General features: G+C 60.6%; 22 protein-coding genes and 3 pseudogenes. 15 read left to right on the forward strand and 10 right to left on the reverse strand.

Annotation, left to right across the window (positions count from 1 at the left end):
• Nucleotides 1–10: 10 nt before the first annotated feature.
• A complete protein-coding gene (locus QMK50_RS00985; RefSeq protein WP_095171473.1) occupies nucleotides 11–772 on the reverse strand; it encodes an SDR family NAD(P)-dependent oxidoreductase in 762 nt (253 codons plus the stop codon).
• A 16-nt stretch (nucleotides 773–788) separates the two neighbouring features.
• On the reverse strand, nucleotides 789–2,447 hold the full coding sequence (locus QMK50_RS00990; protein ID WP_159996157.1) for an AMP-binding protein: 1,659 nt from the start codon (nucleotides 2,445–2,447) through the stop codon (nucleotides 789–791).
• A 464-nt stretch (nucleotides 2,448–2,911) separates the two neighbouring features.
• On the opposite strand from QMK50_RS00990, the gene QMK50_RS00995 reads away from it, so the two are divergent.
• The gene (locus QMK50_RS00995; RefSeq protein WP_320332248.1) at nucleotides 2,912–3,925 is read left to right on the forward strand and encodes an RHS repeat-associated core domain-containing protein; all 1,014 of its coding nucleotides are present in this window, start codon (nucleotides 2,912–2,914) and stop codon (nucleotides 3,923–3,925) included.
• 542 nt (nucleotides 3,926–4,467) lie between these two features.
• On the opposite strand, the gene QMK50_RS01000 is transcribed toward QMK50_RS00995, so the two are convergent.
• The gene (locus tag QMK50_RS01000; protein ID WP_320332249.1) at nucleotides 4,468–5,484 is read right to left on the reverse strand and encodes an AraC family transcriptional regulator; all 1,017 of its coding nucleotides are present in this window, start codon (nucleotides 5,482–5,484) and stop codon (nucleotides 4,468–4,470) included.
• 232 nt (nucleotides 5,485–5,716) lie between these two features.
• Here QMK50_RS01000 and efeU point away from each other — a divergent pair, with 232 nt between their 5' ends.
• The 5 genes from efeU to QMK50_RS01025 all read left to right on the forward strand — a co-directional run bounded on the left by efeU (nucleotide 5,717) and on the right by QMK50_RS01025 (nucleotide 11,292).
• Nucleotides 5,717–6,568, forward strand: coding sequence for an iron uptake transporter permease EfeU (efeU, locus tag QMK50_RS01005; RefSeq protein ID WP_320332250.1), 852 nt, complete (start codon nucleotides 5,717–5,719; stop codon nucleotides 6,566–6,568).
• An 8-nt stretch (nucleotides 6,569–6,576) separates the two neighbouring features.
• On the forward strand, nucleotides 6,577–7,776 hold the full coding sequence (gene efeO, locus QMK50_RS01010; protein WP_320332251.1) for an iron uptake system protein EfeO: 1,200 nt from the start codon (nucleotides 6,577–6,579) through the stop codon (nucleotides 7,774–7,776).
• Between the two features lie 18 nt (nucleotides 7,777–7,794).
• Complete coding sequence (gene efeB / locus QMK50_RS01015) at nucleotides 7,795–9,093, forward strand: iron uptake transporter deferrochelatase/peroxidase subunit (RefSeq protein ID WP_320332252.1); 1,299 nt, start codon at nucleotides 7,795–7,797, stop codon at nucleotides 9,091–9,093.
• A 33-nt stretch (nucleotides 9,094–9,126) separates the two neighbouring features.
• Nucleotides 9,127–9,951: an iron uptake system protein EfeO gene (efeO, locus tag QMK50_RS01020; RefSeq protein ID WP_320332253.1), complete on the forward strand. Its 825-nt coding sequence runs from the start codon at nucleotides 9,127–9,129 to the stop codon at nucleotides 9,949–9,951.
• Nucleotides 9,952–10,101: 150 nt separating this feature from the next.
• Nucleotides 10,102–11,292 carry an MFS transporter gene (locus QMK50_RS01025; protein WP_095170431.1) on the forward strand — a complete coding sequence of 397 codons (1,191 nt, stop codon included), beginning with the start codon at nucleotides 10,102–10,104 and terminating at the stop codon, nucleotides 11,290–11,292.
• Nucleotides 11,293–11,300: 8 nt separating this feature from the next.
• Here QMK50_RS01025 and QMK50_RS01030 read toward each other — a convergent pair whose 3' ends face one another.
• Both QMK50_RS01030 and QMK50_RS01035 read right to left on the reverse strand, forming a co-directional pair.
• Nucleotides 11,301–12,350 carry a dienelactone hydrolase gene (locus tag QMK50_RS01030; RefSeq protein ID WP_320332254.1) on the reverse strand — a complete coding sequence of 350 codons (1,050 nt, stop codon included), beginning with the start codon at nucleotides 12,348–12,350 and terminating at the stop codon, nucleotides 11,301–11,303.
• A 203-nt stretch (nucleotides 12,351–12,553) separates the two neighbouring features.
• Nucleotides 12,554–12,646, reverse strand: a pseudogene (locus QMK50_RS01035) (FMN-dependent NADH-azoreductase); the annotation flags it as partial.
• A gap of 185 nt (nucleotides 12,647–12,831) precedes the next feature.
• Here QMK50_RS01035 and QMK50_RS01040 point away from each other — a divergent pair.
• A complete protein-coding gene (locus QMK50_RS01040; RefSeq protein ID WP_159996169.1) occupies nucleotides 12,832–13,317 on the forward strand; it encodes an Hcp family type VI secretion system effector in 486 nt (161 codons plus the stop codon).
• Entirely contained in the window at nucleotides 13,314–14,036 is a 723-nt protein-coding gene (locus QMK50_RS01045) for a DUF4225 domain-containing protein (protein ID WP_320332255.1), read from the forward strand. The genes QMK50_RS01040 and QMK50_RS01045 overlap by 4 nt, the downstream gene beginning before the upstream one ends.
• A gap of 414 nt (nucleotides 14,037–14,450) precedes the next feature.
• On the opposite strand, the pseudogene QMK50_RS01050 reads toward QMK50_RS01045, so the two are convergent.
• The 3 genes and pseudogenes from QMK50_RS01050 to QMK50_RS01060 all read right to left on the reverse strand — a co-directional run.
• A pseudogene (locus QMK50_RS01050) lies at nucleotides 14,451–14,651 on the reverse strand (Tn3 family transposase); the annotation flags it as partial.
• Nucleotides 14,645–14,908, reverse strand: a pseudogene (locus QMK50_RS01055) (PIN domain nuclease); the annotation flags it as partial. The pseudogenes QMK50_RS01050 and QMK50_RS01055, both read right to left, overlap by 7 nt.
• Before the next feature lie 88 nt (nucleotides 14,909–14,996).
• Nucleotides 14,997–15,608 carry an FMN-dependent NADH-azoreductase gene (locus QMK50_RS01060; RefSeq protein WP_320332256.1) on the reverse strand — a complete coding sequence of 204 codons (612 nt, stop codon included), beginning with the start codon at nucleotides 15,606–15,608 and terminating at the stop codon, nucleotides 14,997–14,999.
• A 127-nt stretch (nucleotides 15,609–15,735) separates the two neighbouring features.
• On the opposite strand from QMK50_RS01060, the gene QMK50_RS01065 reads away from it, so the two are divergent.
• On the forward strand, nucleotides 15,736–16,644 hold the full coding sequence (locus QMK50_RS01065; RefSeq protein ID WP_159996171.1) for a LysR substrate-binding domain-containing protein: 909 nt from the start codon (nucleotides 15,736–15,738) through the stop codon (nucleotides 16,642–16,644).
• Between the two features lie 11 nt (nucleotides 16,645–16,655).
• Entirely contained in the window at nucleotides 16,656–17,000 is a 345-nt protein-coding gene (locus QMK50_RS01070; protein ID WP_174244618.1) for an MmcQ/YjbR family DNA-binding protein, read from the forward strand.
• Here QMK50_RS01070 and QMK50_RS01075 read toward each other — a convergent pair.
• Together QMK50_RS01075 and QMK50_RS01080 are read right to left on the reverse strand one after the other, a co-directional pair.
• Nucleotides 16,997–17,401 carry a DUF1294 domain-containing protein gene (locus QMK50_RS01075; RefSeq protein ID WP_095170435.1) on the reverse strand — a complete coding sequence of 135 codons (405 nt, stop codon included), beginning with the start codon at nucleotides 17,399–17,401 and terminating at the stop codon, nucleotides 16,997–16,999. The genes QMK50_RS01070 and QMK50_RS01075 overlap by 4 nt on opposite strands.
• Nucleotides 17,398–18,228: an undecaprenyl-diphosphate phosphatase gene (locus tag QMK50_RS01080; protein ID WP_095170436.1), complete on the reverse strand. Its 831-nt coding sequence runs from the start codon at nucleotides 18,226–18,228 to the stop codon at nucleotides 17,398–17,400. Before QMK50_RS01080 ends, QMK50_RS01075 begins: the two co-directional genes overlap by 4 nt.
• Nucleotides 18,229–18,520: 292 nt before the next feature.
• Between QMK50_RS01080 and QMK50_RS01085 the strand changes: the two genes are divergently transcribed.
• From QMK50_RS01085 to QMK50_RS01105, 5 genes are all read left to right on the forward strand, one after another.
• Entirely contained in the window at nucleotides 18,521–20,155 is a 1,635-nt protein-coding gene (locus tag QMK50_RS01085) for a methyl-accepting chemotaxis protein (protein ID WP_320332257.1), read from the forward strand.
• A gap of 295 nt (nucleotides 20,156–20,450) precedes the next feature.
• On the forward strand, nucleotides 20,451–21,014 hold the full coding sequence (gene pnuC / locus QMK50_RS01090) for a nicotinamide riboside transporter PnuC (RefSeq protein ID WP_320332258.1): 564 nt from the start codon (nucleotides 20,451–20,453) through the stop codon (nucleotides 21,012–21,014).
• Nucleotides 21,011–21,535, forward strand: coding sequence for an AAA family ATPase (locus QMK50_RS01095; RefSeq protein ID WP_320332259.1), 525 nt, complete (start codon nucleotides 21,011–21,013; stop codon nucleotides 21,533–21,535). Before pnuC ends, QMK50_RS01095 begins: the two co-directional genes overlap by 4 nt.
• Before the next feature lie 356 nt (nucleotides 21,536–21,891).
• Entirely contained in the window at nucleotides 21,892–22,338 is a 447-nt protein-coding gene (locus tag QMK50_RS01100) for a hypothetical protein (RefSeq protein ID WP_320332260.1), read from the forward strand.
• A 1-nt stretch (nucleotide 22,339) separates the two neighbouring features.
• On the forward strand, nucleotides 22,340–22,918 hold the full coding sequence (locus QMK50_RS01105) for an adhesin (RefSeq protein ID WP_320332261.1): 579 nt from the start codon (nucleotides 22,340–22,342) through the stop codon (nucleotides 22,916–22,918).
• Nucleotides 22,919–22,944: the final 26 nt, after the last annotated feature.

Below are 22,944 nucleotides of genomic sequence, written 5' to 3' on the forward strand. Positions count from 1 at the left end.
TCATGACTCCTTATTTAGCGGCCATGCGCAAGGCACCGTCGAGACGGATCACCTCACCGTTGAGCATGCTGTTTTCTATGATATGCCTGACCAGCGCCGCGTACTCGCAAGGTTTGCCCAGGCGTGGCGGGAATGGCACGCCGGCGGCCAGCGAGTCGCGAACTTCCTGGGTCATGCCGGCCATCATCGGGGTTTCGAAGATGCCCGGGGCTATGGTCATCACACGGATGCCGAAGCGTGCCAGCTCACGGGCGGCCGGCAAGGTCAGGCTGGCAATCGCGCCTTTGGATGCGGCATAGGCGGCCTGGCCGATCTGGCCGTCGAAGGCGGCCGCCGAAGCGGTGTTGATGATCACTCCCCGCTCGCCGTCCGCGTCCGGGGTGGCCTGGGCAATCGCCTCGGCTGCCAGGCGCAGCATGTTGAAGCTGCCGATCAGGTTGACGTTGATCACCTGGCTGAAACTGCTCAGGGCATGCGGACCGTTTTTGCCAAGGATCTTTTCGCCCCGCACGATCCCGGCACAGTTGACCAGGCCGTTGAGCCCGCCAAACGCCGCAACCGTGGCCTGTACCGCAGCCTGTGCGGCGTCTTCGTTGCTGATGTCGGCGACCACGCTGTGGGCCCCGAGGCGCTCGGCCTGCGCCGCGACCGCCGCGGCGTTCATGTCCACCAGCATCACCTTGGCGCCAGCGGCGACCAGCAGTTCAGCGGTGGCCGCACCCAGCCCCGACGCACCGCCGGTGACGATAAAAACCTTGTTTTCGATCTGCATCGTTGTTTCCTTGAATTCAAGCCTTGTTGACCGCGGCCTCTTGAGCCTTGGCGATTTCCTGGTTGCGCAAGATAAAGCGCTGCAATTTGCCGCTTGGGGTTTTCGGCAAATCGCTGACAAATTCGATTTCACGGGGATAGGAATGCGCGGCCAGGCGCTTGCGCACATGTTGGCGCAATTCTTCGGCCAGCTCCGGCGACGCCAGGTACTGGCTAGCGAGCACGACGAAGGCCTTGACCAGTTCGGTGCGCTCCGGGTCGGGCTTGCCGACCACCGCCGCTTCTATCACCGCCGGGTGCTCGATCAGCGCGCTTTCGACATCGAACGGACCGACCCGGTAACCCGAGGTGGTGATTACGTCATCGCTGCGACCGACGAAGCTGATGCTGCCGTCCGGGTTCAGCTCGACCGTGTCGCCGCTCAGGTAGTAGTCGCCGACAAAGGCCTTGGTCGGCGCACCGTCGTAGCCGGGGAACCAGCACATCGGCGACTGGCTGCGATCGATCGCCAGGATCCCTGGCTGGCCGACGGACAATTCGTTGTAGTTGTCGTCCAGCACCACAATGCGGTGGCCGGGCGATGCAAAACCGGCAGCACCGACATGCACCGGATGCTCGAGGCCGTGGTGATTGCACAGGACCATGCCCAGCTCGGTCTGGCCATAATGGTCGTGGATCACTACGCCGAGGTTATCGGCAAACCAGCGGATCACTTCCGGGTTCAGCGGTTCGCCGGCGCTGCTAACGATACGCAGCTTGCCTTTGATGCTGCGGGCGAACTCGTCGCCGCCGGCAATCAGCAGGCGGTAGGCGGTCGGCGAGCCGGTGAGGTTGGTGATCCCGTACTTGTTGATCACCCGGCAAGTGCTTTCCAGGGTAAACGGGCCGTCGTAGAACGTGATCGGGTGCCCCATGCCCAATGGGCCGGCCACACCAAAGTAGATGCCATAGGCCCAACCGGGATCGGCGACGTTCCAGAAGGCATCTTCCGGGCGCAGGTCCACGGCGTCGCGGGTGTAGCTCTGGAAGGCGACAAGGGCCTTGAGCGGCACGTACAAGGCTTTCGACGGGCCAGTGGTGCCCGAGGTGAACATCAGCAGGAACGGGTCTTCACCGCTGAGCAACACCGGTTCGCACTGGTTGGAATGATTGGCCAGTTCCGCCCAGAAACTGAAGTCGCCGCGGACCAGGCCCTGGCCCTTGGCACCGGTGACCGTGACGATGGTCGGGCAGTCGGGCACTTCGCTGAGTTTGGGCCGGTTCGCCGCATCGGTCACCACCACGGCCGCGCCGGAAGTGCCCAGGCGATGTTCCAGGGCCTTGGGGCCGAAGGCGGTGAACAATGGCTGATAGACCGCGCCAATGCGCCAGGTGGCGAGCACTACGATCAAGAGTTCGACGTTGCGCGGCAACAGGCCAGCGACTTTGTCGCCCTGCTTCACGCCCTGGGACTTGAGGAAGTTGGCGAAACGCGCGGCCTTGTCCTGCAGGTCGCTGAAGGTATAGGTCGCGCTGGCGCCGTCGCGCCCTTCCCAGAACAAGGCAATGCGCCCGGGCAATGCGTGGCGGTCGCAGCACTCGACACAGGCGTTGAGGGCCGTCAGCGAACCATGAAGTGCCGCATCGACCGTGTGCTGATAGTTGAACTGTGAAGTCGCAGACAGGTAATCGCGCATTGCCAGAATCCCTTGGTGTTTTTATTGGGTTGGGGGAACCTACAAAATCCTCGAAATACTCGCTCCACGGGCGGCGCGGGACAATGGTCAAAGCCATCAAGTTGCTTGACTGCTTTGGCCAAGGGGGGCGCATCTGTGAGCCGACATTAGGCCGAGTACATATCCATTTCTTCGGTACGGCTGATAAGGGTTCCGCCCAACGGCGGCTCACTTTTGAACAGCCGGAATGCCGGCCCAGGCAAAAGTAAGCAAAACGCTCATGCCCCACCACTCGGTGCCTCGCTTAGGCTCGGCATGCCCGTACTCCGACATTGATTGGGGGGGGGGCGCCGCAATGGGCCATCCCCTACAGGGTTTTATTCCGCATTACCGCCACGTCTGACTATCAGTTCTGATAGTTCCCAACTTTTGGCCGCGCGAGTATATCTGGAAGCAAGAAATCAACCTCGAAGGCAGGCCTTGTGATGACCGATTCCGCAAACAGTGACCGCCCCTCACGGCAGTCACAAACCATACTTCTAGCCACCGACAGTAAGAACTCGGTGCTGGTCGAAGTCGCAGGCGGAAGGTTCAATTCGATCGCTTATTCAGTTTATGGCGAACAGACCGGGCGGCAGGAAATCAACGGGCGATTGGGTTTTAACGGTGAGCTACGCGAGGTGCTATTGGGCTGGTACTTGCTGGGCAATGGCTACAGGGCTTACAACCCTGTGTTGATGCGCTTTCATAGCCCGGACAGTTGGAGTCCGTTTGGAGCGGGTGGACTGAATGCCTACATGTATTGCGTAGATCCGTTGAATTTTTCAGATCCAACCGGGCATTTACCCAAACTGATTCACCAAATCGGCAACTTCCTTTCAGGAGTGGATCGGTTTTTGTTTGGTGGTGCCTCCGTTACTGGCCCCAGCCGCGGCAAAGCATTGAAAGCCACTAGACAAGTGGAAACTGTGACGGGACCTATGCGCGTCGAAAAAGAAAGCACTCTGAATGCGTTTGGTACCTTGGGCACTGTTATCGCCGGGGCGCCGGGGCCACGAAACTTCCCACCTTCGCCAGGGCTTGGTGACTATGGACCAACAACAGAAAGGATTCATCCCGGCTATGAAGGAGGCGCCGCCATGGACGGATTGACCGCTCTGGGAAGCAGATCAACAACTGGTCGTACTGTGCAAAGCTCCAGCCTGTCAACCGGACAATTCGCCCCGCCGCAACCAAGCAACTCTGGGGGAGATACGTGGACAAGTTCTCGTGGAACACATGGACGAGAGGTCGTATTCCCTCGAACTAGGGGAGGTGGTGATGCAACTGGCATGAACTCGCGTCTTCTTCCACTGCAAGCACCTGCGAGACAAGCCTTTTTGAATCCTCAAGTCCAGTTGCAACAAGATGCACTTCGAGCCGCAATGGACGTGCTAAATGCACGACGAATACGGGCGGGACAACCTCCACGACCATTTTTACTAGCCCCGCGAAGGTAGTCACTCGGGCGTTGCAAGCCGATCAATTCCTGGTCTCAGTAGCCCTGGCCCAGTGCGGCTAAACCGGCGTCCTGCCGGTTTACCCCCCAAATCAATATCGGGGTAGTAGAAGCTACACCGCGCATGCCCTAGCGATCAGGTCGGCTTTTAGGCCGCCTCGCTTTGCTTTTGATCCTGGGCGCCCCGTTAACCACGCTGGCCGAACGCAGGCTTGAAGCCGTGGGTAACCCGGCAGGACGCCGGGTTAGCCGCCCCGCGCCATGGATGGCGCGTGGCGGCGGCCCACGGATTCAAGCCGGAGTGAGGGAACACCGAGCCTAAGCGAGGTGCCGAGTGGTGGGGCAAGAGCCTTTTGCTTACTTTTGGGCTCCTCCAAAAGTGAGCCGCTGTAAAAGCGGAACCATAGGAGGCCGTTACCGCAAAAATGGATATGTACTCGGTCTAATCCAACACCCCAGAGGCCCACAGGTGCAACGTCGCACACACAGTTGTGTAGATACCTATGCCGCGATAGCCATATCAGCTCGCGCGCTAAAACCGACTCAATCGGCGTCGCTGAGAATCAAGCTGCGGTAATGCCCTGGGTTGGACCCCGACCACTTGCGAAACGCCTTGTAGAACGAGCTGGTATCGGCAAACCCCAGGCGGGCGGCGATGTCGCTGAAGCTGATGGCCGGTTCGGCCAGCCAGACAATCGCCAACTCCTTGCGCACGCTGTCTTTCAAACCCTGGTAGGTCTGCCCCTCTTCCGCCAGGCGCCGGCGCAGGGTCGAGGCCGACATGCACAGCTGTTGCGCCAGGCTTTCGGTCTCCGGCCAGGTGTGCGCCGGCAGATGCCGCAAGTCGTGTTTGATGCGGCTGGCCAGGCTTTGCGGGTCACGGTATTTGACCAGGATGTTGGCCGGGGCATGGGCCAGGAAGCGCTGCAGCTCTTGCACACTGCGCTTGAGCGGCAGGTCGAGGCAGTCGGCCGCGAAGATCATCCGGGTCCGTGGCCGGTCGAATCGCAGGTTCTCGGAAAACATCACCTTGTAGTCGTCGCAGAACGGCGGCTCGGCACAACGCAGTTCAATGGCCAGGATCGGAATCCGTCGCCCCGCCAGCCAGCAGGCCACGCCGTGGACGATCATCCAATAAGTGAAGTAGGTGAAGGCGCGACGCGGTTGCGGGTCGTCTTCCAGCAGGACGATCTCCGCCAGGCTCTGCTGGTGCACCAGTTGCGCTGGCAGGCGCTCGAGCATCAGCGACAGAAAGCCCAAGCCGCTGTTCAGACCTGCCGCCAACGTCGGCTGGGCCATGGCGCACTGGCAGAGAAAGGCCAGGCTGCCTGATTTCAGCTGGCGCGGGTCCATGCCGAAGAACTCATCGTCGCGCCGCCGCGCCAGCAGCCGCCACAGCCGGGCGTAGGCGGTAGCCGGCACCCGGGCGTCCGCCACCTCCAGTAACTGCGGCTCGATACCGACCTTAAGCAGCACTTCATGACTGGCGGCACCCGGCTCACAGCTTTGTAACAGCGCTTCGCGCACCAGGTGAATGGAGATGCTGTCTTTTTCCGACATAAAGCGTGGCGACCCGGTTTTTATTTGAGGGCCATCTTAACGTACCAGCTGGCCAGTTGGCCCTCGATCAACGGCAAGGCGCTGACTCAATCGCGAAAATGCCCCTGATCAGCGCAACGACCCTTCCTTGGAATTGGTTCAGCCTTCGTTCAGGTAAATGTCAATCAACCTCGACTGACAATGAGTATCATTATGTTACAACTTAGCTTGCTATCTATCTCGACGGTGCTGAATGCTGGTTCCTTTTCTGATCATGCTGCGCGAAGGCATTGAAGCGGCGTTAATCGTCGGCATCATTGCCAGTTACCTCAAGCAAACCGGGCGCGGGCACTGGCTGCCGGCGGTGTGGATCGGCGTGTTTCTCGCCGCCGCACTGGCCCTGCTGGTGGGCGCTGGCCTGGAATTGATGAGCGCGCAGTTCCCGCAGAAACAACAGGAGTTGTTCGAGGCAGTGATCGGCCTCGTGGCCGTGGCCATCCTCAGTTCCATGGTGTTCTGGATGCGCAAGGTCGCCCGCTCCATCAAGCACTCGCTGCAGTTGTCCCTGGAGCAGGCCATGAGCAGCTCCCGGCATCAGGTCGGCGCCTTGATCGCCATGGTGTTTTTCGCTGTGGCCCGCGAAGGCCTGGAAACCGTGTTCTTCCTGTTAGCCGTGTTCCAGCAGAGTAGCGGCCCGGCAGCGCCGATGGGCGCCCTGCTCGGCCTGGGCCTGGCGATTATCGTTGGCTGGCTGATCTATAGCGGCAGCATGCGCCTGAACCTCGCGGCGTTCTTGCGCTGGACCGGGCTGTTCATTGTGTGGGTGGCCGCCGGGATTCTCGCCAACTCGGTGCAGGCCCTGCATGAAGCCGGGGTGTGGAATCACCTGCAACAGGTGGTTTTTGACCTCAGCGCCAGCCTGCCAATGGACGGCCCACTGGGCTCGGTGCTGGCCGGCATGCTCGGCTACCAGGACGCGCCCACCGTCAGCACCCTCGGTGCCTACGGGATTTATCTGCTGGTGGCCCTGGTGCTGTTGTGCCTGCCGGTCAGCGCACCCGCGAAACCGCCAGCCAGCCCCTCCTCTTCCGCTTCCAGTCAGTAAGGGCATACATGTCAAGCCAGGTCCCCCTTTCATCCTTGCCACCCCGTACCTTGCACTGGGCGCTGGCCGGCTCGGTGTTGGTGATGATCGCCGCCGGTGGATTGTTCTACTACGCCGCGCACATGGCCGCCGCCAAGCGTCAGGCGCATCAGGGTGAAATCACCGTGACCATCCACCCCCACAGTTGCGAACCCAACGCCCTGACCGTGCCGGCAGGCCCCACCAGCTTTCGCATCGTCAACCGCTCCGAGCGTGCCGTGGAATGGGAAATCCTCGATGGCGTGCTGGTGCTCGAGGAACGGGAAAACATCGCCCCGGGCCTGAGCCAGGTGATCAACGCCGACCTGTTGTCAGGCGACTACAGCATCACCTGCGGATTGCTCAGCAATCCCCGCGGCACCTTGCACGTGACCCCGACCGCCGCGTCCGAAGCCGCCGCCAAGGCCCGTCCATCAATGCTGGCGTTTGTCGGCCCGTTGTCGGAATTCCGGGTCTATCTCAGCACCCAGGGCACCGAGTTGATCAAGGCGGCAAGCGCTTTGCAGCAAGCCATCGATGCGGGAGACCTGGAGCAGGCCCAAGCCCTGTACATGCCTGCCCGCATTGCTTATCAACGCCTGGCCCCGGCGGCGCAACGCCTGGCCGAACTGGATAACGCGATCAATGCCCGCGCCGACTACTTCGAGCAGCGTGAGCAGGACCCGCAGTTTGTCGGCTTCCACCGGATTGAATACAGCTTGTTCGAGCAGCGCAGCACCGCGGGCCTGGGTCCAATCGCTGCACGGCTGTTGGTTGATGTCGGCCAACTCAAGCAACAACTGCTGGCGCAATCGCTGCCGCCCGGACAACTGGTGAGCAGTGTCACGCGCAACCTGCGCAGCATCGCCCAGGTGCGCGCCAGCAGCGGTGAAGAGGAGCGCTACAGCCACAGCGACCTCAACGGATTCATCGCCAACCTGGCGGTCAGCCGCAAAGTGCTCGACTTGCTGCGCCCCTTGCTGGTCAAGAGTGCCAGCCCGCTGTTGGCGCAGATTGATCGTGCAGCCAGCGACTTCGAAACCGAGCTCAATGACCTGAACGCCCAGGCTGGCGACCGTGGCTATGAGCGCCTCAACGCCGACCAGCGCCAGCGCATCGCCGATCGGGCCAAGGCCCTGGCTGACGCGCTCGATGGCATCGATCCCGCCCTTGGCCTTTTCGGCCTGTAAGCAGAAGACCAACGACAGATGAACCATTCAGATCCATTCAGTGCCCAGCGTCGCCGTGTGTTACTGGGCATGGGGGCCGCTGGTATAGCGCTGGCGGGAAGCGCCCTGAGCTGCCCGGCCATGGCCGCCAGCCCAGCACAAGTCACCCAGGCCCCAAGCAGCGACAAGACCGAGGACCGCCAGCGTTTCCACGGTCGGCACCAGGCCGGCATCGTCACCCCACGCCCGGCCGCCGGCATGCTGGTAGCCTTTGATGTGCTGGCCAGCGACCGCGACGAACTCGAGCGTCTGTTCCGCACCCTCAACAGCCGGATCGCCTTCCTGATGGCCGGCGGCCCGGTGGCTGAGCTGGACGCCAAGCTGCCGCCGCTGGACTCCGGGATTCTTGGCCCGCAGGTAACGCCGGACAACCTGACCATCACCGTGTCGGTGGGCGAATCGCTGTTCGACGAACGTTTTGGCCTGGCGCCCGTCAAGCCCCACCGGCTGATCCGCATGCACGAGTTTTCCAACGATGCACTGCAGCCGGATCTTTGCCACGGCGACCTGAGCCTGCAGTTCTGCGCCAACAGCGCCGACACCAACATTCATGCCCTGCGCGACATCGTCAAGAACCTGCCGGACCTGCTGCTGGTGCGCTGGAAACAGGAAGGCAGCGTACCGCCGCAGGCACCGACCAAGCCCGGGGTCGCGGCGCAAAGTGCGCGTAATTACCTGGGTTTTCGCGACGGCTCGGCCAACCCCGACTCCAACGACCCCGGCAGCATGCGCCAAGTGGTCTGGGTCCAGCCCGGCAGCACGGAGCCGGCCTGGGCCGCCCATGGCAGCTATCAGGTGGTGCGGATCATCCGCAACCTGGTGGAACGATGGGACCGCACGCCCCTGCAGGAACAGCAAAGCATCATCGGCCGGGTCAAGACCACGGGCGCGCCCCTGGACGGTACCCAGGAGAACCAAGTGCCGGACTACGCCTCAGACCCCCACGGTCAATTGACCCGGCTGGATGCCCATATCCGCCTGGCCAACCCGCGCACCGCCGCGACCCAGGGCAATCTGATCCTGCGCCGGCCGTTCAATTACTCCAATGGCGTGAGCAAGAATGGCCAGCTGGAAATGGGCCTGTTGTTCATCTGCTACCAGGCTGACCTGCTCAAGGGCTTCATCACCGTGCAAAACCGCCTCAACGGCGAACCGTTGGAGGAGTACCTCAAGCCCATTGGCGGTGGGTACTTCTTCAGCTTGCCGGGCGTCACCGACGACCAGGACTTCATCGGTCGCTCACTGCTTGGCGCTGCACCGGCCATGACCAGGGCCTGATTTCACCTCACACCCCACCCACGGAATCGTCCCATGAACAAATCGCCTCTCGTTTTGCTGGCAGCCCTTGGTTTGCTCCACGCCCCTATCCCGGCTTTCGCTGTCACGGCGCCGCTGGACCTGGTGGGGCCGATCTCCGACTACAAGATTTACGTCACTGAACAGCTGGATGAGCTGGCCAGCCACACCCAGGCGTTCACCGCCGCAGTGAAACGCGGCGACCTGGCCACCGCGCAACAACTCTATGCGCCAACCCGGGTGTACTACGAGTCGATCGAGCCGATCGCCGAACTGTTCAGCGACCTCGACGCGTCCATCGACTCCCGGGTCGACGACCATGAACAAGGGGTCAAGGCGCCCGACTTCACTGGCTTCCACCGCATCGAATATTCACTGTTCGCCGAGCACACCACCGAGGGTCTGGCGACCCTGGCGGACGGCCTCGACAAGGACATCAAGGACCTGCAGGCCCGGGTGGCTGGCATGACCTTCCCACCGGAAAAAGTGGTGGGTGGCGCGGCGGCCTTGCTCGAAGAAGTGGCGGCGACCAAGGTATCCGGCGAAGAAGATCGCTACAGCCACACTGACTTATATGACTTTCAGGGCAACATCGACGGCGCGAAAAAAATCGTCGACCTGTTCCGTGGCCAACTGACCCAGCAGGACCAGGCGTTCGTGGCCAAGGTCGACAAAAACTTCGCCAGCGTCAACAGCATCCTCGCCAAGTACCGGACCGCCGACGGTGGCTTCCAGACCTACGACAAGGTCAAGGACCGAGACCGCAAGGCCCTGATCGGACCGGTCAATACCCTGGCCGAGGACCTGTCGACGCTGCGCGGCAAATTGGGATTGAACTGAAGTACGACCCGCACGCCTCGCCCGCCTTTATCACTCAGGCCGACTGCCAGGACACAGGCCCATGGTTACTACATATATCGTTAGCCTGCTTCCTTTTATCCCAACCGCACGCCATGATGCCGGGTACCGCCCGCCCGCGAACGAGCTCCCATGTCTGCGCAGCAAACACCCCCCGTCAGTTCCATGGCGATCACCCTGCAGATCGTCTCCATCGTGTTCTACACCTTTATTGCCTTTATCTGTATCGGCCTGCCGATTGCGGTGCTGCCGGGTTATGTCCACGAACACCTGGGGTTCAGTGCGGTGGTGGCCGGGTTGACCATTGGCTCGCAGTACCTCGCCACCCTGCTCAGCCGGCCCATGGCCGGGCGCATGTGTGACAGCGTCGGCACCAAGCGTGCAATTGTCTATGGACTGCTGGGGATCCTGCTCAGCGGCGTGCTGACCCTGGCCTCGACCCTGCTGCAGAGTCTGCCGCTGCTGAGCCTGGGCATCCTGATCTGCGGCCGGTTGTTGTTGGGCGTTGCCCAGGGCCTGATCGGCGTCGGCACCATCAGTTGGTGCATGGGCCAGGTGGGCGCCGAACACACGGCGCGCTCGATTTCCTGGAACGGCATTGCCTCCTATGGCGCCATCGCCATTGGCGCGCCACTGGGGGTGGTGATGATCGACGCCTGGGGCTTCGCCAGCCTGGGGATTGCCCTGGCCGTGCTGGCAGCGGCCGCCTTGCTGCTGATTCGCAACAAACCCTCGGTGCCGGTAATCCGTGGTGAGCGCCTGCCCTTCTGGTCGGTGTTCGGGCGTATCGCGCCCTTTGGCGCCAGCCTGAGCCTGGCCTCGATCGGCTATGGCACCCTGACCACCTTCATCGCCCTGTTTTATGTCAGCCGTGGCTGGACCGGCGCGGCCTACTGCCTGACGGTGTTTGGCCTGTGCTTCATTCTCGCGCGGCTGCTGTTCATCTCCTGCATCAACCGCTTCGGCGGGTACAGCTCGGCCATCGCCTGCATGAGCATCGAGACCCTGGGGCTGGCACTGTTGTGGCTGGCCCCCTCGACGACCGTGGCCCTGATTGGTGCCGGGCTCGCAGGCTTTGGCCTGTCCCTGGTGTATCCAGCCCTCGGCGTGGAAGCCATCAAGCAAGTCCCGAGCAGCAGTCGCGGCGCCGGCTTGAGCGCTTATGCGGTGTTCTTCGATCTGGCACTGGCGATTGCTGGTCCCTTGATGGGAGCCGTGGCGTTGAACCTGGGGTATTCGTGGATCTTCTTTGGCGCAGCGCTGTTGTCGATCAGCGGCTTGGGCCTGACCTTGCTGCTCAAGCGCAGGCACCTGCGGGGCTAGTCACTGCGTCAGGACCCATGTTCCTCGCTGACAGTCTGCAGCCCGGCACGGCTGGGTTTGCCCAGGGTGCGTGAGAAAAACGCGGCAGCTTCGGTGATCAGGTTGCGGTGAATGTCCTCGCGGTCGACACCATCGGCATCGGTGCACAGGGCCGCCATGGACAGCCGTTGTTCAGCGCTACACGGCGCCATGAACACAAAGTGCCCGGCCCCGGCCAGCAGCTTGAAGTCCGGCGCGGTCGGTAGCTTGCGCGCCAGGGCCGCCGCGTTCTTGTCCACGGCCACCAGCTTGTCGCCATCGCCACTGTAGAGCAGCACCGGCACATGCACCCCCGCCAGGGTTTGCCGGCCGAATTTCAAGCTCAGGGGCGCCATCAGCATCAAGGCGTGGACCCGTGGATCGGCGACCGGTTGCAGGTCGTCACGGTCGACGATCAGTTCGCCCTGGGTATTACAGGCGTCGCGATCCTCCGGGCGCTCCAGGCAGTAGCGGCGCAAGCGATCGAGGTCGGGAGTGGCGCCGGACAGAATCAATGCAGTTTCACCACCGGCTGAATAACCGATGACCCCGACCTGCTCGGGATTGACGAATGGCGCCAGCAGCGGATCGGCCAGGGTCGCGGTGATGGCCTCGGAGATCTGGATCGGCCGCCCGTACAGGTTGCTCAAGGTGCCGAGGCGGCTGTGGTCCTTGGAGTTGTCGCCGGGGTGAATCACCGCCACCACCACAAAACCCTTGCGGGCCAGCGCCGTGGCGAGGTCGTGCAGGGCCAGGGGCGTACCGGTGTTGCCGTGCGACAACATCAGCAGTGGGAAACGGCCGATGGCGACCCGGGCATCTTGCGTGGCCTGGATTTGATAGCCCTCCAGCATGCTGGGGTGTTCGATGCCAGTCGACGGATAAAACGCGATGGCGGACATTGGTTGCAGGTCCAGCGGGTCGAGAAAGCTCAGGGAGTGGTAACCGACGCTCCAATGTGGGGTCAGTCGGGGTGCGGCGTGCACTGAATTCAGGCTGCCCAGCAGGCAGATCAGTAACAGTGCCCACAGACGCGACATGGCATGCCCCACCTTGTTAACCGATTGGTAGAAATTTCGAACTCAGCGCGAAGCTGGCGAACCTGAATTGCATAACCCCACTGCATAACCCAAGCCACTCTCACTCTGCGCGAGCGGCTTTTTTCAAGCGGACACAAAAAAACTGCGCGCCTTGATCGTTTTACTCTCGATCAAAGCGCGCAGTCCAGTGGTTGACGCAAGCTTTACGCAGCGGCGAACAGTTGCTCGCTGATGTGCGCCTGGGCATCGCTCATGGCTTTGTTGCGAACCTCATCACCGTAGGCCAGGCCATGGGCGGTCAATAACACCAACTCGGATACCTGGTTTCGCGACCTACCCACAGACTTACCAGGACTGATTTTTCACGGAGCAGCCGTCGGTTTCAGGTATGAAATATTTCGTATGGCTTTTCAGAAATGCCCTACCGCGCACCTGAAAACATTGCAATAGGATGTTTGGCTGACTAAAAGGAGTGTCACGTATGGCTAATCACGGTTATATGACCATCACCGGCAAGGCTCAAGGACTGATTTCGGCGGGTTGTTCAACCCAAGATTCTATTGGCAACAAGTGTCAGTCCGGGCATACCGACGAAATTATGGTGCTGTCTTACACCCACAACATGGTTAACATCGGAAATATTAATAAGCCAACACACAGTCCAATCATTATCACTAAAAACGTTGATAAAGCCTCGCCGCTACTCGCTCAAGCACTCTCAACTAGAGAAGAAATAAACTGTACAATTAGTTTTTATCGAGTGTCGCCTTTTGGCATGCAAGAAAAATTCTATTCAGTCTCGATCAATGGCGGGATCATTGCTGATCTGACACTTGAAATGCCTCATTCCATTTTGCAGAGCGATGCCGAAACTCAAGAGCATGTTGCTATTCGTTACCGAGATATCACGTGGACTCACCACGCTGCCGGCACCAGCGGATATAGCACATGGGGAAATAACGAATGAAACCAACAAACGAAAGTTGCATGCCTGGCAGTTGTGATTATTGGATGGTTAGCCAAGCCGCCGCAAAGTTGGGTATTCAAGCGAGCACATTAGGCGCTAGACATATTAAAGATGGAACGCTGCGCCTGCAATTCAACAGAGAGGTTTCTTATTATGCCAGAGGCATTGTTAATGACGTTTCTCAGGGCAATAAAAGCGCTGAGCAGGGATTAAAAGAGCTAAAGGATGAGCAAAACAGTCTACTCAGTCAGGCAAGAGACGTTGCCTTACGAGGAGCAAGCGTTATTTCGGGAGCGCTTCAGTTTGCTGCGGGTGCTGGGATTTGCTACGCCTCCGTGGGCACACTTTGCCTTTTCGCGGGTGCGCCCATGATGCTCAACGGTGCTAATAACACCTATGAGAGCGGGCGCAACCTTTTCGAGAATCGTTCCGATACCGTAGGCCCACTGAGAACGGGTTATCGCGCCGTTTCTGGAATGCTGGGGAAAGGTAATTGTGAAGCCGATGTGGCCTATGGAATGGTTGACTTGAGTTCGTCAGCCTACGGCATAGGCAGAATGGTATTGAAACCCGATGCTTGGCGTTTGTTTAGGTACGTGAATACGGACTATGTTAGAGGGTATCAACAAGCTGCGCGAGGAGGCTTTATCTTCGATAGATTGATGGACAGTGCGACTGTAAAAACCATGTATAGCGCGTGCCACCCGTCTAATGAGTAACTTTATTTTTTACCCCGTCTTCGTGCTGATAGCGGCGCTTCTGTACTGGCCATCCTACTGGGCATACTTCGCGTTTTCAGGTCGGAATTTTTCCCCATTTAAGTTTTGGGGAGTTGGCATCTATAACGTACTGTTCGGCTCTATTCACGTTTTTTTTGTGCAAGACAGCACGCTACCTTTTATGGGTCACGTAGATAACTCCGTAATGGGCTGGCTATCCCTTGCCATGATATTTGTCTATGCGTTTACCCTTCCAGCTAATTGGGAACGAAAACGCTGGTTTTCACGAAAGTAAACTCACACCGAATCAATACCCATCCAGGAGGGTGTTTCAAAGACGCGTCCTGGTTATCCTAACAGGTCATCGTCTGGATTAAGCAGCGGCGACAGCCGAGTCAGATCCTCGTCCTGCACCAGGTAGCCGGGCACCGTGATGGCATTCAGACCGGAGAACTGGTCTGAAATCAGGTTGTAGTCACGGAGATAGTTCTGGCTCACCCAGGACAGCCGGTCACGGCGCAGCGCTTGGTGATCATTGCGAATCAGTGGCTTCAGGCCGGTGTTGCAGGCTCACCCTAGGAGCACGGCACACACGCTTGTCACTAGATTTCCGGATCATCGGCTTCAATCTCGATGGTCAAGCGCGCCAGCACCGTCGCCCGTTGCAGGTTATTGATCATTGCTCCCACTTTGGCAGGCTGCAGGATGGCATGAAGCTTGGAGTAACGACTGGCCCGACGAATCTCATCGAGCGGTGCACGTGAGGTCACTACCTCAAACCGAGCCGAACGCCGGGCTCGATAGATTGCATCGGGGGCCCCATGCGGTGAGATCAGCGTACTGAACAGTATGTTGGTGTCATCCAAGAGCACGCTGTACAGCTACCTGCACACAAAAAACTGCGCGCCTTGATCGTTTTACTCTCGATCAAAGCGCGCAGTCCAGTGGTTGACGCAAGCTTTACGCAGCGGCGAACAGTTGATCGCTGATGTGCGCCTGGGCATCGCTCATGGCTTTGTTGCGAACCTCATCACCGTAGGCCAGGCCATGGGCACGGACAAACTCGATGTCGGTGATGCCCATGAAACCGAGCATGACTTTCAAATACTCTTCATGGCCAACACCGGTCGGTTGACCGGCATGCAGGCCGCCGGAGGTCGACACCACCACCACTTTCTTGTTGCCGCACAGGCCTTCAGGGCCGGCCTCGGTGTAGCGGAACGTCTGGCCGGCGACGGCGATGCGGTCGAACCAGGCCTTGAGTTGGGTGGGGATGGTGAAGTTGTACATCGGCGCGGCAATCACCACCGCATCAGCGGCGAGGAATTCGGCCAGGGTCGAAGCACTCAGTTCGGCTTCGTGCTGCTGCGCGGCGTTGCGCAGTTCGGCGGTGGTGCCGGCGGCAACCAGGGTCGCGGCAGAAAAGTGGCTAATGGCATCGCTGGCCAGGTCGCGGTAGGTCACCTGGGTGGCCGGGTCGGCGGTTAACCAGGCCTGGACCACACCCTGGCTCAACTGACGGGAAGCGGAGTTGTCGCCGAGGATGCTCGAATCGATATGCAGAAGTTTCATGTGGGATCTCCAAGTGAGGATCGCCACCGGGCGATCAAGTTGAGACAATCCTACAGGTGAATCCAATGGACGATTAGTCGGCAACAATGTGATAGTTCGTCCTACTGATAGGACAATCGAGTGCGCCATGCAAGATCTCAATGACCTGTACTATTTCGCCAAGGTGGTCGAAGCCGGCGGCTTCGCTGCGGCCGGGCGGTTGCTGGGGATTCCCAAGTCGCGGTTGTCACGACGCATCGCCGAGCTGGAAGAACGCCTGGGTGCGCGCCTGCTGCAACGGACGACTCGGCAACTGAAGCTGACCGCAGTGGGTGAACGTTACTTGCGCCACTGCCAGGCCATGCTGCTGGAAGCGGAGATGGCCGATGAAGCGGTGGCCAGCATGACCAGCGAACCGCGGGGACGCTTGCGGGTGTCGTGCCCGGTGGGCCTGGCCCATGAGTTCCTGCCGAGCGTGATCAGCACGTTTCTCGAACGCTTCCCCCTGGTACAACTGGAGATGCAACTGCTCAACCGCCGGGTCGACCTGGTCACCGAAGGCATCGACGTGGCCTTGCGGGTCCGCGATTTGGGCGACGAGGACCCCTTCCTGGTGACCCGCCGCCTGCGCCAGGCGCAAACAGTGCTCGTCGCGACCCCGGCGTTCCTGCGCGAGCGCCAGATCGACCACCCCGACGACCTGAAAAATGTGCCGGTCCTCGCCGCCCTGGAAGCCGATCGCCTGGTGCATTTGCGCATGCTCGACGCGCAGGGGCACAGTTGCGACTTGAGCCTGGAGGCGCGCCTGGGCATCGATGACTTTGTCGTGCGCAAGGCCTGCACCCTGGCCGGGTTGGGTTTCACCATTTTGCCGATGCTGTATTGCGAACAGGAACTGGCCGACGGCACGCTGGTGCAACTGCTGCCCCAGTGGTCGCTGCCCGGTGGCTGGTTGCAGGCCGTCTATCCCCATCGGCGCGGCGTGTTGCCGGCGGTGCGGGCGTGGATAGACCATCTGACTGAATCGTTCAAAGGCTGTGGAGATCGACTGCTATGAAAGCCAAGGTGATGAGCGAACAACAGGTCGCCGACTTCTGCCTGGCCCTGCCTGGGGCCCGGGAAGATTACAAATGGGGGGGCGTGCGGGTGTTTTCGGTGGCGGGAAACAAGATGTTCGCCCTGCAGAATCTGCGGGGCGACTCATTGGCGTTCAAGGTGGACAAGGAGTTGTTCCTCGGCCACGTCGACCGCCCGGGGATAGGACCGGCGCCTTATCTGGCGCGCGCCCAGTGGATCATCATGCAGCCCCCCTACCCGCTGGGGGCCGCTGAGCTGCAGGGCCTGTTGCAACGTTCCCATCAACTGGTGGTGAGCAAGTTGCCCAAGCGGGTGCAGGTCGGCTTGCTCCTTTAAAACAGGCTGAACAAGCCGGCACCGAGGAATAACTGGTCGATCCAGAACACCTGGTGCAGCAGCACGATGATCCAGAACACGACCTGGAACGACACCTTGCGAGTTTTGTGGCGGAACACTTGCTGGGCCAACAACGCGCCCGGCCAACCGCCGGCCAGCTCCACCGCGTGCAGGACGTTTTCCGGGGTGCGCCAGCGCTCGGTACGGGCCTTGCGCTTGTCACTCCAGTACAGCAGGAATGCCAGGACGCTGACCACGCCGTAGGCCGCCAGCGCCAGCGGCGAGCCCCCGCGCAGCCACAACAGGCTGGAACCGATCAGCGGCAAGGCACAGAGACCGAGGAAGATCAGGCCCTTGAGACGCGGATGCTGGATGGCAACACCGTTGCGGGGGGCGTTCACGCCTTGGCCGCCGTCCAGTCGATCCAGCCGAACTGCCAGGTCGCCAGGATCAACAGGCCGAAAGCTATCCGGTACCAGGCAAACGCCGCGTAGCTGTGGCTGGCGATGAACTTGAGCAGGCCTTTGACCGCGATCATCGCAAAAATGAACGCGGTGACAAAACCCACGGCGAATACCGGCAGGTCCGAGGCCTGGAACAGGTCACGGTACTTGTAGCCCGAGTACACCGCGGCACCGACCATGGTCGGCATTGCCAGGAAGAATGAGAACTCGGTGGCCGCCTTGCGCGACAGGCCGAACAGCAGGCCGCCGATAATCGTCGAGCCGGAGCGCGAGGTTCCCGGGATCATCGCCAGGCACTGGGTGAAGCCGATTTTCAGTGCATCTTTCCAGGTGATGTCATCGACCGTCTCGGCGCGCACGCTGTGCTGGCGACGCTCGGCCCACAGCATGACGACCCCGCCCACCACCAGGGCCGTGGCCACGGTGATCGGGTTGAACAGGTAATGGTGGATCAGGTCGGCGAAAATCACCCCCAGGACCACCGCTGGCAGGAAGGCAATCAGCAGGTTAGCGGTAAAGCGTTGCGCATTGCGCTGGGTCGGCAAGCCGATGACCACGTCGAGGATCTTGCGGCGAAACTCCCAGACCACCGCGAGAATCGCCCCGAGCTGGATGATGATGTTGAATGCCATCGCCCGCTCGCCACCAAAATCGAGCAAGTCCGCCACGATAATCTGGTGCCCGGTACTGGAAATCGGCAAGAACTCGGTCAGCCCTTCTACAACCCCAAGAATCAACGCCTGTATGGCCGTCCAAAGATCCATCAATCCCCCATGAAGCGATGCCCCTGGCATGCCACGTTATCTAGTTTTTTTGGTGTTCACTGCGCTCAGCGTAGCTGAATGGCAAGGCGTACAGGATCTACCGGAACCGGTAAAAATCCTGTGAAAAATCAGCACGGATTCAGGTTTTCCCGTGCGCGGCCGAAATCCTATCAGACATGCCCGGCCAGCGCTGCGCCGTCATGGGACTTCAGTCGTATTGGCGTAGGGGCAAAAGCATGCCCTTATGCTGGCGCTGGTTGATGACAAGAATAAGAACCTGGAGTGACGCACTATGAACAGCTTGCGCAGTATGTCGATCAGCCGGCGGTTGTGGCTCATCCTGGTAGTGGCTGTGCTGATGCTCTTGACCCTGGGTTTGCTGATGCTCAAGCAGATTCATGACGACCTGTATCAAGCCAAGGCAGAAAAGACCCGCCATGTGGTTGAAGCGGCCAGCGGCGTGCTGGATTACTACCGGCAACTGGAAACCGCCGGCACCCTGACCCGCGACGCGGCGCAACAGCAGGCCCTGAGCGTGGTCCGCGGCTTACGCTATGAGCAGAGCGACTATTTCTGGATCAATGACCTGACCCCGGTGATGGTCATGCACCCCACCAATCCCAAGCTGGATGGCCAGAACCTGTCGGCGATCAAGGACCCGGACGGCTTTGCCCTGTTCAACGAGATGGTGGCCATCGCCAAGGCCAAGGGTGCCGGCATGGTCGACTATCGCTGGCCCAAGCCGGGCGCCAGTACACCGGTGCAGAAAACCTCCTACGTCAAATTGTTCGAACCCTGGGGCTGGGTGATTGGCTCGGGGGTCTATATCGACGACATGCAACTCGAGTTCCGGAGCCAGGTGCGGGAAGCCTCGCTAGTGGGCCTGGGCATTGCGCTACTGATGGCCCTGCTGGTGATGCTGATCGCGCGCAGCATTGTGCGGCCCCTGCAGGAAACCGTGGACGCCATGGCCAACATCGCCAGCGGCGAAAGCGACCTGACCCGCAGCCTCGACACCCACGGCCAGGACGAAGTGACCGAACTGGCCAGGCATTTCAATGCCTTCACCGCCAAATTGCGCGGAGTGATCAGCCAACTGCAGGTATCGGCCAGTGCCTTGGGACAATCCTCCACGGACTTGGGCGATAACGCCGCGCAAGCCCAGTCCCGCAGCCAGCAGCAGTCGCAACAGATGGAGCTGGTGGCAACCGCCATCAATGAAGTGACCTACGGCGTACAGGATGTCGCCAAGAATGCCGAGCACGCCGCCAGCGAAATGCGCGACGCCCAGGCGCAGGCGCAACAGGGCCAGGTCAACATTGACGGCAGCCTGCAGCAGATCGATCAGTTGTCCGCCACCATTGAACAGGCGGTGCAAGTGATTCGCACCCTGGCCAGCGAAAGCACCCAGATCGGTAGCGTACTGGAGGTGATTCGCTCCATCGCCGAACAGACCAACCTGTTGGCCCTCAACGCTGCTATCGAAGCGGCCCGAGCCGGCGAACAGGGCCGCGGTTTTGCCGTGGTGGCCGACGAGGTGCGCCTGCTCGCGCAACGCACGCAGAAATCCACCGCGCAGATCCAGACGATGATCGAACGCCTGCAAAACCATTCGGAGGCTGCCGTGCAGGTGATCGGCGACAGCAGCCGCGCCTCCCAGTTGACCATCGAGCAAGCCGGACTGGCCGGTGCCAGCCTGCATGCCATCGGCCAGGCGCTGCACAACCTCAACGGCCTCAATGCGTCCATCGCCAGCGCCACCCTGCAGCAGGCCCACGTGGTCGAAGACATCAACCAGAACGTGACCCAGGCGGCCGGCCTGTCACACAGCACCGCCCTGGCAGCGCAGCAATCGAGTGCGGCGAGCGTGCACTTGAAGGAACTCAGCGAACAGCTCAATGGACTGCTGAGGCAGTTCCGGGTTTAGTGCGAGCTTCTAGCGATGTTCGTCAACGATGACGCGTATTGACTGAATGCACGCGGGCGCGCGCTCCTACAGGACCGCGCGTAACCCTTGTGGGAGCTGGCTTGCCAGCGATGGTCGTTAACGATTACGCGCCAAGCCTGGCTCAACGCAGCGTGCTCGAGGTCTTCGCAAGCAGACGGAGCGCCGCCCGGCTCGCACACAAGGCCCGCTGGCGTTCACGCATGTGTTGGCATGCCCTTGATTTGCGGCGCTGCTGTACAATCGGCGCCCTCTTCGACTTCCCCAAGGAACCGCCATGTCCGGGCTTGAACTGTTTGCCGCCACGCTCGGCGTGATCGCCGTCTGGCTGACGGTCAAACAGAATCCCTGGTGCTGGCCGATCGGCCTGGTCATGGTGCTGCTCTACAGCTGGATTTTTTTCGAGGTCAAACTCTACTCGGACATGTTGCTGCAGGTGGTCTACGCCGGCTTGCAGCTGTATGGCTGGAGGCAGTGGACGCGCGGTGGCGAAACCCGCCACGGCCGGCAAGTGACCCGTCTGGGTAACGCAAGCGTGCTGCGCGACCTGTCGTTGGGCGCAGTCGGCAGCCTGTTGTTGGGCGCGGCCATGGCCCATTGGACCGATGCCGCGCAGCCCTGGCTGGATGCCGCATTGACCGGCTTTAGCCTGGTTGCCCAGTGGTGGATGGCACAAAAGCGGGTGCAATGCTGGCCGTTGTGGATCGCCGTGGATGTGATCTTCGTCGGGCTGTTCCTCTATAAGGGCCTGTACCTGACGGCAGCGCTCTATGCGGTGTTTACCCTGCTGGCGGTCCAGGGCCTGCGCGAATGGCGGGCCGACCCGGCGCTGCGCACATGAAGGTGGTAGTCCTCACCGGCCCGGAATCCAGCGGCAAGAGCTGGCTGTCGGCCGAACTGCACCAGCATTTCGGCGGGCTGCTGGTGGGTGAATACGTGCGCTACTTCATCGAGCAGAACCCGCGCGATACCTGCCTGGCCGATATCCCGCAGATTGCCCGGGGCCAGTTGGACTGGGAGGACAGCGCCCGGGTGCAACAGCCGGCGTTGTTGATTCTCGATACCCACTTGCTGAGCAACATACTCTGGAGCCAGACCCTGTTTGGCGACTGCCCGCCCTGGATCGAAGAACAACTGCTCGCCCGCCACTACGACCTGCACCTGCTGCTGTCCCCGGAAGCGGTGGAATGGACCGACGACGGCCAACGTTGCCAACCACAATTGGAGCAACGCCTGGCGTTCTTCGATGCCACCCGTGGCTGGTTGCAGCAGCACGGACGCAAGCTGCAAATCATCGAGGGTGACTGGGCCCAGCGGCGGCGTCTGGCGTTCACTGCGGTAGAGCAATTGCTCCAGGTTTAACCCCTCAAAGCGGCCTTCGAGCCGCACTTTTGCCCCGGTTCCGGGGCCCAAGTGTCCATTCCTGAAACACATACATGCAGCGAAACCGCCGATACAAGCGGGTTCACCGCGTTGTCACGCGCACTGTTACACCACTGATACAGCCCCGCCAGAACCCTTGTTCCAGAGCTTTACCTCGACCACTGCCACGTGCTGGCGGGGTGCCCTGTCTCATGCTTGATACAGTGCCAGCCGGTGATTACCCGGTTGAATCGCCAAGTCGTTGAATTCATGTGAAAAACAAAAAGCGGCACAGCTTCTGCTCTCTCCCTGACAACGCTGACAGGGCCAGCGGCAATTTCAGAAGGAGTGCAGAGATGGGGACTAACGAAAAGGGCACAACTCGCCTCCTGATGCTTGGATGCGCACTCAGCTCAGTGCTCAGCCTGCCAGTGCAGGCCGAGGGTAATGGCGAAATCGTTCTGCAACGTGATGTGCAACCGCGTGCCATTGGCCGCCAGCCCTTCGCCAAAGACCCCTACCCGACTACCGTCAACGCCAATCCGTCCGCACGTATTTTGCAGGTCACCAACACTGAACTCAACGATGGTGACTTCGCCGGTATTAGCAGCGGCGCGAGCATCATCAATCGCAACATCGTACCCAACGCCAACAGCGGCGCCGGCATCAACGTGGTGACCAATCCCAACGGTTTGCCAGGCATGCAGTCCGGCCATGGTGGCGGCAGCGGCAACGCAATCTCCGGAACCATCACGCGCTCGATCAATATTGGCCTTTCACCTTTGACCAACATGGGGAAATGAGATGAATCGGACGCTGATCTTTCTCGCCCTCTTGAGTAGTACTTCGGTCATGGCCGACTCCGACGTCAAAACGGTGAACAACGCAACGCTGAACAATTCCGGCGCCAACTACAAAGGCAACATGATGATGAACCAGGCCGCCGGCGACCAACAGCAACAGATCAACAACCGCGCCATTGCCATCGGTTCCGAGGCCGGGGCCACCGGCAGCATCAGCCAGAAAATCACTACGCCCGCCGATCGTTCGATGAACGCAAGCAGTTCCATCGGTGGCAACTCTTTCAGCAATGGTAACGGCGCACTGGGCGTGAACCAGTCGGCCGGGGCCAACAACCAAATGATCAATGCCATGCGGATCAGCGTCAGCGCCGCGCCGCAGAGCATTGATGACAGCGCCCTGTCGCAGCAGAACGTGGCGTTGTTACCAAACTCAGGAGCAACTGGCACTTCGCAAGGCAGTCGCCAGGTCGTTACCAGCGACCAGGCCTTCACCGGCAGCCGAGGAGTGATACAGGTGAACCAGAGTGCAGGGGTGGGGAACCGAATGGCTAACACCCTGAGCATCCGGGTCGCTGACTGACCCAAACCGCAGTGCGATTAGAAAGT

This window comes from Pseudomonas sp. P5_152, assembly GCF_033989915.1.
Taxonomy (GTDB): Bacteria; Pseudomonadota; Gammaproteobacteria; order Pseudomonadales; family Pseudomonadaceae; genus Aquipseudomonas.